The organism is Frankia gtarii (assembly GCF_025403375.1).
GTDB lineage: Bacteria > Actinomycetota > Actinomycetes > Frankiales > Frankiaceae > Frankia > Frankia gtarii.
Window position 1 is genome coordinate 1 of the sequence record NZ_JAMPTM010000252.1, and the last position, 9,589, is coordinate 9,589.

General features: G+C 70.8%; 6 protein-coding genes and 1 CRISPR repeat array. All 6 genes read left to right on the top strand.

Annotated features, from left to right (window positions below; translation table 11 throughout):
- The first annotated feature begins 141 nt into the window (after positions 1 to 141).
- A CRISPR array of direct repeats spans positions 142 to 1,267; the repeat unit is 28 nt; unit sequence GTCGTCCCCGCACGCGCGGGGATCTTCC.
- A 131-nt stretch (positions 1,268 to 1,398) separates the two neighbouring features.
- Complete coding sequence (cas3, locus tag NBZ83_RS25800; protein ID WP_261570795.1) at positions 1,399 to 4,257, top strand: CRISPR-associated helicase Cas3'; 2,859 nt, start codon at positions 1,399 to 1,401, stop codon at positions 4,255 to 4,257.
- Between the two features lie 618 nt (positions 4,258 to 4,875).
- On the top strand, positions 4,876 to 6,498 hold the full coding sequence (gene casA, locus NBZ83_RS25805; RefSeq protein ID WP_261570796.1) for a type I-E CRISPR-associated protein Cse1/CasA: 1,623 nt from the start codon (positions 4,876 to 4,878) through the stop codon (positions 6,496 to 6,498).
- A 23-nt stretch (positions 6,499 to 6,521) separates the two neighbouring features.
- Positions 6,522 to 7,136 (top strand): type I-E CRISPR-associated protein Cse2/CasB, encoded by a 615-nt coding sequence (gene casB, locus NBZ83_RS25810; RefSeq protein ID WP_261570797.1) that lies wholly within the window; start codon positions 6,522 to 6,524, stop codon positions 7,134 to 7,136.
- 80 nt (positions 7,137 to 7,216) lie between these two features.
- Positions 7,217 to 8,359, top strand: coding sequence for a type I-E CRISPR-associated protein Cas7/Cse4/CasC (gene cas7e / locus NBZ83_RS25815; RefSeq protein ID WP_261570798.1), 1,143 nt, complete (start codon positions 7,217 to 7,219; stop codon positions 8,357 to 8,359).
- Positions 8,356 to 9,183: a type I-E CRISPR-associated protein Cas5/CasD gene (cas5e, locus tag NBZ83_RS25820; RefSeq protein ID WP_261570799.1), complete on the top strand. Its 828-nt coding sequence runs from the start codon at positions 8,356 to 8,358 to the stop codon at positions 9,181 to 9,183. Before cas7e ends, cas5e begins: the two co-directional genes overlap by 4 nt.
- A gap of 6 nt (positions 9,184 to 9,189) precedes the next feature.
- On the top strand, positions 9,190 to 9,589 hold a 400-nt coding region (locus tag NBZ83_RS25825), incomplete at its 3' end, for a type I-E CRISPR-associated protein Cas6/Cse3/CasE (protein ID WP_261575964.1).

Here is a 9,589-nt window from a genome sequence, read left to right on the forward strand (position 1 = left end):
TTCCAGGCCCTCTACAACCAGACAGCCACCCCGTTCGACTGGAAGTACACCCGCGCCGACCTGCTCGACACCACCCGCCGCCTCACCCTCGCCGCATAACCGACGAACTTGCAGCGACGACCACTAGCTCTACGGCCGTATGTCGTCCCCGCACGCGCGGGGATCTTCCTCACGTGGTCGAGATCACGGTTCCCGCTGGTGGGTCGTCCCCGCACGCGCGGGGATCTTCCCCATCCGACGTCGGGTCACCGGCACCGGAGAGGGTCGTCCCCGCACGCGCGGGGATCTTCCGCCTGGCTGTTGGCCCCCATCGTCGACATCCCGGTCGTCCCCGCACGCGCGGGGATCTTCCGACATTCCAGCGCCGAACTACCAGTGCGACTGCGTCGTCCCCGCACGCGCGGGGATCTTCCCACCCCCACGGCGGCCGACGTCGCCGAACCCGAGTCGTCCCCGCACGCGCGGGGATCTTCCCCAGCCGCACCACACTTCGCATCCCACGGGGCAGTCGTCCCCGCACGCGCGGGGATCTTCCCCGAGGGCTTAGCGGCACGGCGCTTCGGGGCTGGTCGTCCCCGCACGCGCGGGGATCTTCCCCGCCGCGATCAGCGCAACACCCAGCACCATCAGTCGTCCCCGCACGCGCGGGGATCTTCCCGGTGCCAAGAGGGCACCTTGGATACTCGGAGAGTCGTCCCCGCACGCGCGGGGATCTTCCCGGTCATGATGGGGGTCTCTCGTCTCTCTGCTGGTCGTCCCCGCACGCGCGGGGATCTTCCCGCCAGGTCCTCGGCGAGGGCGTCGTCGACGGGGTCGTCCCCGCACGCGCGGGGATCTTCCTCTCGTCGTTCTGCTCGCGCCATTCGCGGTCGGGTCGTCCCCGCACGCGCGGGGATCTTCCCCCAGTCCGGGCGCAGCACCTGCAGCCGGTCCGGTCGTCCCCGCACGCGCGGGGATCTTCCCGCCGGTCATGCGGTGCTGTTGCTAGGGCAGGCGTCGTCCCCGCACGCGCGGGGATCTTCCCGCCACCGTCGCGTCGAGCGCGCTGAGCAGCACGTCGTCCCCGCACGCGCGGGGATCTTCCTTTGCGGTCCAGTTCGGTAGGCCCTTCGGTCTAGTCGTCCCCGCACGCGCGGGGATCTTCCGCGATCCACACCGGCTACGCCCACGCCGCCGCCGTCGTCCCCGCACGCGCGGGGATCTTCCCGGGCCCGGGGTGGGGCCCGGTGGGCGGCAGCAGTCGTCTCCGCACGCGCGGGGATTTGCCATATCGTAGGTTTCATACCGGATTCTTCTGGTATGTGTAGGGGTCTTCTCTAGGAGTGATGGAACTCCGTGGAGTCCTTCTGCCTTGTTTTTGGAATGTGATTGAGTGGAATCTCGAGGAAGGTTGTGTGCATGGAGAGTTCGGCGTTGGGTGTGGTGTGGGGAAAGTCGGCGGAGAAGGGGGGTGGTTTGATGCATCTTCTGCTCGGGCATCTGCTGGATACGGCCGCGGTGGGAGAGCTGGTCTGGGATCGGTATCTGGCGCCGGTGATCCGGAAACGGCTCGATGTGGTCAGCGATGGGCAGGGGCGGGAATTGTTCGCGCTGGTGTGCGGGCTGCATGACGTCGGGAAGGCGACGCCGGCTTTTCAGATGAAGGATGACGGCCTGGCGGTACGGGTCCGGGCGGCCGGTTTCGACTGGAAGGGCGTGAGCCCGCAGCAGGGGCGGCGTTGGCACCATGCCCGCGCCGGTGCGGTCATCCTGCGTGGATACCTGCCCCAGGTCGGGTGGAACCGGCAGGCGTGCAACTGGGTGTGGCCACTCGTCGCGGGACATCATGGCCGGATTCCCGGCCGGGACAGGCTGGTCAATCCTGGCGTGGCGCACGGCGTCGGCCCCTGGCCGCAGGCCCAGCAGGCGTTCGTCGACCGGGTTGCCGCCGACCTCGGCGTCGATCTGCCAGGTCTGGGAGACGCGAGAACGCCGAGCCGTGGAGACCAGCTCACCCTGTCCGGTCTGATTATCATGGCCGACTGGATCGCGAGTGATCACACGCACTTCGGGGGGATTCCTGATCCGGCGAAAATATCGATGACTGCCGCCCGGGACCGTGCCGAAAAAGCCTGGGAAGAACTGGGGTTGCGCGGCGGCTGGCGGCGGGCGAACCTCGTGCCCGTAAACCAGTCCGATCTCGTGCGTCACCGGTTCGGTAAGGCGGCCCGCGCCGCGCAGTCGGCGTCGGTGGACCTGGCACGGAACATGCCGGAAGCGGGGTTGCTGATTCTCGAGGCGCCGATGGGGGAGGGCAAGACGGAGGCCGCCTTCGCCGCCGCGGAGGTCCTGGCCGCGAAGGTCGGCGCGGACGGCATCTACGTCGGAATGCCGACACAGGCGACCAGCGACCCGATGTTCGATCGGGTGCGCGCCTGGCTCGCCGCGGTTGATCCCGAAGTGCCGATCGGCCTGCTACACGGCCGGGCGCGATTCAATCCGACATGGGCAGCCCTGCGCAGCCAGATCAGTTTCGCCGGGGTGCACGACGACCTCGACGACTTCGGTCTGACCGATGACTACGGCATGGGCGACGCATTCGGCGTGGACGACGAGGGCCGTGTGGGTGGCGCGACGCGATCCGAGGCGCCGCCGGCCGGTCCGGTGGCGGCCGCCGAATGGTTCCTCGGCGCCAAGCGGGGTCTACTCGCCCCGGTCACGGTCGGCACGGTCGACCAGCTCCTACACGCCGCCACGCGCACGAAGCATGTGATGCTGCGCCACGCCGGCCTCGCCGGGCGGGTCGTCATCCTCGACGAGGTGCACGCCTACGACGTGTACATGGCGCAGTTTCTGTTCGAGGCGCTGCGCTGGCTGGCCGACTCCGGTGTGCCGGTGATCGTCCTGTCGGCGACACTGCCCCCGGCGTTGCGCGAGCAGCTCGCCCGCGCCTACCTGCAGGGCGCCCTGCAGCGCCGTGACGTCGACCTCGCCGCGCTGCCCACGCCCGACGGCTACCCGAGCACGACCGGGGTCTTCACCCGCGACGGCGAGCCGGACTTCGCCGGAGTGTCCGCCCAGCCCTGGCGTCCGTCGACGCCAGTCAACGTGCGGATCCTCGACGAGGACGACGCGTTCGACCCGCGGACGGTCGCCGCGGCGGTGACCCGCGCGGTCGGCGACGGCGGTTGCGCCCTCGTCGTCTGCAACACCGTCCGGCGTGCCCAGGACGTCTACGCCGAGCTCGCGGCCGCCTTCGGCGTGGACGTCGTCCTGCTGCACTCCCGGTTCACCGCCACCGAACGGGCCCGCCGCACCGCCGAGGTCGTCGACCGGCTCGGACCGCCTGGGCGTGAAGGCGCCGCGCCCAGGCCGAAGCGACTTATCGTGGTGGCCACTCAGGTCGCCGAGCAGTCGTTCGACGTCGACGTGGACGTCCTCATCACCGATCTCGCGCCCATCGATCTGTTGCTGCAGCGCGTCGGCCGGCTGCACCGGCACGAACGCCCGTCGTTCGATCGCCTGGCGAACCTGCGCCGGCCGGAGGTGCTCGTCAGCGGGCTGCGGCTCACCGGCGAGGACGTCCCGCGCTATCCCGGGGGAAGCCGGGCCGTCTACGGGGATCACCTGCTCCTGCGCGCCGCGGCCCTGGTCGTCGACGCGGCCGATGGCCCTGGCTGGTCGATCCCCGCGGACGTGCCCAGACTCGTCGCCACCGGCTATGGCGAGGCGCCTCTCGGACCGTCCGGTTGGTCCGAGGCGTTCGCCGTGGCGCGCACGGCGTGGGAGGTCGACGAGGAGCGCCGCCGGGTGAACGCCTCGGCGTTCCTACTCGGCGGAGAGGACCGGCTTGGCCTGCTGTCCACCCTGGCGGGCCTGCACGACAACGGGACCGCCGCCCTCGAGACCGAGGAGCGGGTCGCCGCGGTCGTGCGCGACGGCGACGAGTCGATCGAGGTCGTCCTCGTCCGCCGCGCACCCGCCGGCGGCTACCTGACCCTGTCCGGCCGACGGCTCGGCCCGATTGGCGAGGTCGCCGTCTCCGACGACGCCGTGCTGGAGGAGGTCGTCGGCTCGGTGATCCGGCTGCCCGCCGTCCCGGAGCTCACAGCCGCGGCCCGCGCCACGCTCACCCCGCTGCCGGGCTGGGCCGGCGACCCCTGGCTGCGCCGCACCCGCGCCCTCATCCTCGACGACCAGCACACCGCCACCCTCGGCGGTCGTGATCTACGCTACGACAACAACCTCGGCCTCGTCGTCTCGACCCCACGCCGGTGAGTTCCATGGGTCCTGCCGAAATCGGGGGCCGGCCAGGTGCTTCGCCCTGCAGATCGAAGCACCTGGCCGGCGGTCGCTGCCTGCGAGTATCGAACCCCCGCTGAGGCGGGGACGACGTCGAGTCGAGACGCTGAGCCGACGAGTGCCCAAGGACGACCCCAGCATGGCTGGGCAGATCCACTGTATCGATATTTGACACCCGCTGCTCCGACGAGTGCCTAGTTGATGCTAGTGTCCTGACCGTGGCGATTCGCGATGTTCCGCAACGTGACCCGTTGCGCAGGACGCGCCTTGAGTCGCGGACACTGCCGCCGACGCTCTGGCTCGCCGGCCCCTCCATGCTGGGGTTGAGCGGCGCCACCTGGTGGGTGGTGGCCGCGACCCTGGTGCTTGGAATTCTCGCTGCTATCGTCCCCCAGCGATCCGAGGACCGAACGGAGTACCGGTATCGGGCGCGTCGTAGCACTCGCGTTCGGAGGCGCTCACACGGGCATGGACGGCGCAACTGAGGCTCGTGGATCGACGGCAGGCTAACCCGAGTCTGAAAACTGTCGGTGGGCGCTGATACATCTCTGTTGGTCGACGCGGTTCGAGGGACCAGGGCGGACGGGGGAACAGGTGGATGATTTCAGTCTGATCGATGCCGAGTGGATTCCGGTCGACCGGCGAGGGGTCCGTGTCGAGGTCGGGATCCGGGATGCGCTTGTCCATGCGCAAGAAATCGACGGGCTCGCCCTCGACGATCCGCTGGAGGCTGTAGCGGTCCTGCGTCAGGTGCTGTTGCCTGTACTCCTCGACGCGTGCGGTGTTCCGCGCACGGACGACGAGTGGGCGCAGCGGTGGGATGCCGGCATGTTTGATGGCGAGCGCATTACCGAATACCTGACGGAGCATGCGGACCGGTTCAATCTCTTCTCCGTCGAAAGGCCGTTTGCGCAGGTCGCGGGGTTGCATACGGCGAAGAACGAGACCAGGCCGGTGTCCCTGCTCGTTCCGAGCCTCGCCGCCGGCAACAGTGTCCCGCTGTTCAGTTCCCGGACCGAGAGCGATCCGCCGCGGCTCTCGCCGGCCGCGGCCGCGCGGGCGCTGCTCGCGGCGCACTGCTGGGACACCGCGGCGATCAAGACGGGCGTGGTGGGGGACCCGCAGGTCAAAGGCGGGAAGACGACCGGCAACCACACCGGGCCGCTTGGCCAGCTCGGCGTCGTCGTGCCCCTGGGCAACACGCTGTTCGACACGCTGATGCTCAACCTGCTGATCCGGCCCGCCGGTCGGCGCCCGGACGACCGGCCGCAGTGGGCCGGCGAGGAGCCGGCCGGGCCGCGTTGGATGATCCGTCCGCCCAGCGGCCTGCTCGACCTGCTGACCTGGCAGTCCCGGCGGATCCGGCTCATCCCGCAGGAGGACCCGACCGTCCCTGGTGGTATCTCGGTACGGCAAGTGGTGCTCGCCGCGGGCGACCGGCTCCTCGGCTCGGTGCACCACCTAGAACCGCACACCGCGTGGCGGCAGGTCGACAAGCCCAAGGCCGACCAGCCGCCGGTGCGCCCGGTGCGCCACCAGCCGGGGCGCGCGGCCTGGCGCGGATTCGAAGCCCTGCTAGCCACCGTGCCCGCCCCCGGGGAGAAGGTCTCCGCGCCGGCGCTGCTGTCCCAGGCGGCGGGCCTGCGCGAGGACGGCATCCTGCCCGCTGACCTGGCACTGCGGGTATTCACCGTCGGCGTGCAGTACGGCACCCAGTCGGCGGTCATCGACGAGGTGACCGTCGACGAGATCCCGCTGCCGGTCACCGCGCTACTGCGCGACTCGGAGGTCCGCCGCGTCGTGCTGGCTGTCGCGGACCAGGCCGAGAGCCTGCGGGTCGCCGCGAACCGGCTCGGTGACACCCTGCGGGAAGCCGCCGGGGCGGGGGAGAAGCTGCCGTGGGACAAGGGGCAGCGGCTCGGCGACATGCTCGTGCACAACTTCACCCCGACCGTGCGCCGGCTGCTGGCGGGGCTTGCCCGGCATCCGCAGGACGCGGAGAAAGCCGAGCTGGCATGGAAGGTCATCGCCCGCCAGGTGATCTGGGAGACGGTCGACCCGCTGCTGTCCGCCGCCGGCCCGCGGGTCTTCCTCGGCCCGCACCCCGACGAGCTGTTCGGCGCCCGGCTCGCCGTCGCCGAGATTTCCCTGCGCCGCACCCTCAACGACGTTCTCGGCCGGGATGCGGACAACCGGCGCGACCTCACCGCCGCCTGACGCCACAACCACAAGGAGATCGGATGCCCGAGGCAGCCGGGACATCGTCCGGGGCAGCGCCGTCCCCCTCCATGGGGACGGCCCTGCGCCGACATTTCTGGGAACGCGACCATCCCGGCGGCCGGCCCGACGGTGCGGACCTCGCGGCGCTGCGGCGCGGCGTCGGCCGTGCGCCGGGCGAGGCCCCGCAGATGTGGCGCTACTACACCACCCTCACCGCCGACGGCAGGATCAGCCATCGCCTGTGGGCGGAGCACGTCGCGCTCACCCTCCACGCCATCCACCAGCAGTCACTGTCCGTCCCGGCGCACCAGGTCGGGATCGGACTTGGCACGGCGGCCCTTCGCCTGCACGACAGCGACGCCTTCAGCCCGGATGCCGTCGACCGCCGGTTCAATACCGTTGCCACAGCCACCGGCCTGGATGAGGCCGCTTACCACCTGCGCGGGCTCGTTCGGCAGTTCCGTCAGCTCACCATCGGGCTGGACTACACCGCTCTGTGGCGCGACCTGATCGATTGGCAGAATCCCGGCCGCATCGGCGAGGTCCGGCGCCGTTGGGGCAGTCAGTACTTCTTCCGCCCGCGCAAGGGCGAGGCCGCGGGTGCCGCCGTCGACGGCGAGCCCGGCGCGTCCTGACCCGTACGCATCACCGTCCGGTGTCGCGCCCGCGCGCCGGATGCCAACCATCCTGACCCAGCAGAGGGAAACACCAGCCGATGCGTTGCTACATCGATGTCCACATCCTGCAGACCGTCCCGCCGTCTAACATCAACAGGGACGACGCCGGCACCCCGAAGCAGGCCGTCTACGGCGGGGTCAAGCGCGCCCGGGTCAGCTCGCAGGCATGGAAGCGCGCCACCCGGACCGCGTTCGCCGAGCACGTCGACTCCGACCGCCTCGGCACCCGCACCAAGCGGATCTCCGTCCTGCTCGCCGACCGGCTCGCCGCCCGCGGCCGGCTCGACGCCGAGTCCGCTACTCGGATCGCCACCAGTCTGCTCGGTGGTCTGAAGATCAAGGCGGGCAAGAAGGCTGCGGAGACGGCCTACCTGCTGTTCTTCGGCCGTCCTCAGCTTGAAAGGCTGGTCGACCTCGTCGCCGACGACATCCCGCGTCTGGTCGAGCTCGACGACGAGGAGCTGGCCGACGCGGTGAAGGACCTCCCGGTCCTGGCGACCCTCGGCAGCGGGCATCCGATCGACGTCGCATTGTTCGGCCGGATGGTCGCCGACCTCGCGACCCTCAACGTCGACGCCGCCACCCAGGTCGCGCACGCCCTGTCCACCCACGCCGTCGACGTCGAATTCGACTACTACACCGCCGTCGACGACGAGAACGCCCGCGGCGAGACCGGCGCCGGGATGATCGGCACGGTGGAGTTCCAGTCCGCGACGCTCTACCGGTTCGCCACCGTCGGCCTGCACCAGCTCGCCGAGAACCTGGCCGGCGACGTCGAGGCGACCGTCGAGGCGCTGCGGGTGTTCCTCACCGCCTTCACCACCTCCATGCCCACCGGCCACCAGAACTCCTTCGCCCACCGCACCGTGCCTAACCTGCTCACCGTCGCGGTCCGTGCCGACCAGCCGGTCAACCTCGTCTCCGCCTTCGAGAAGCCGGTCCCCTCCCGCGGCCAGGGCATCCTCGCCGAGTCCGTCGCCCGCTTCGGCGACGAGATGCGCACCGCGACCTCCCTATGGGGTCTGCGTCCGGAACTGGTCGCCTCCACCTACCGCACCCCCGACGACGCCTCGCGCGCGCAGACGCTCACCGAGGTGCTCGGCCCGGCCCGACCCTTCGACATGGTGATCGGCACCGTCGTCGACGATGCCCGCCGACGGCTGGAAAGCGCCGCCCGATGACCGAGCCCCCGACCAGCCACTGCCTGGCCCTGCGCCTGGCCGCCCCGGTGCAGTCCTGGGGCTCGCGCAGCATGTTCAACCGCCGCGACACAGCCGCCGAACCCACGAAGAGCGGGATCCTCGGCCTGCTCGCCGCCGCCGAGGGCCGCCGGCGCACCGACTCGATCGAGGATCTCCTAGGCCTCACCCTCGGCGTCCGCACCGACCAGCCTGGCACGCTGCTGCGCGACTACCACACCGTCAGCGACTACCGCGGCCGCCCGCTGCCCTCGACCGCCGTCAACGCGAAGGGCGCTCAGAAACCGACGTCGCCGGCCAAGCACACCCATCTCACCGAGCGGTTCTACCTTCAGGACGCGGTGTTCGTCGCTGCCGTCGCCGCGCCCGACCCGGTCCTCGCGACCCTCGCCGACGCGCTGCGCAACCCCGCCTACCCGCTCGCCCTCGGCCGCCGCGCCTGCCCGCCGACCCAGCCGCTGCTCCTCGCCGTCGACAGCGGTGACGACCTGTGGCCCGGCGACGTCGTCGACGTGCTGGGCCGGGTGCCCTGGCAGGCCGGACCGCAGCACCGTGAGGCGCTCATCCGCAGCCGGCGCCCCCGCCCGGCCGCCGTCGACCTGCCCGTCACCGTCGACGACCCCACCGGCCCTGACGTCCGCCACGACCTGCCCACCAGCTTCGACCCGCACGAGCGCGGATTCACCAGCCGCCGGATCCGCCAGACCTGGGTTCACCTCCCGCCCCCCTACGAACTGGACGCCGCCGATCTCGCCGTCGACGGCGCCGCCCCGCCGCATGATCCCTTCGCGCTCCTCGGATGGTGACCGGTCATGACCTACCTGTCCCGCATCTGGCTGAACCCGCTACGCACCGGCGCCCAGGCGCTGCTGAACAACCCGCAGCGCCTGCACGCCGCCGTTCTCGGCGGACTGTCCCGCCAGCCGATCACCGAACGGGTCCTGTGGCGGGTCGAGAACGCTGAGGCAACCCGGGGTGGCAGCCGGTCGCATCGCGCCGAGGTCCTCGTCCTCACCGAGTCAACCCCGTCCTGGGAGCACCTCGTCGAACAGGCCGGCTGGATCCACGCCGACGAGCCGCAGATCGTCGTGCGCGACTACCAGCCGCTGCTCGACCGTCTCCAGACTGGCCGCGAGTTCCGCTTCCGGCTGCGAGCCAACACCGTCAGCGCCACCCGCACCCCGGACAAGCCCTCCCCGGCCCAGCGGGAAC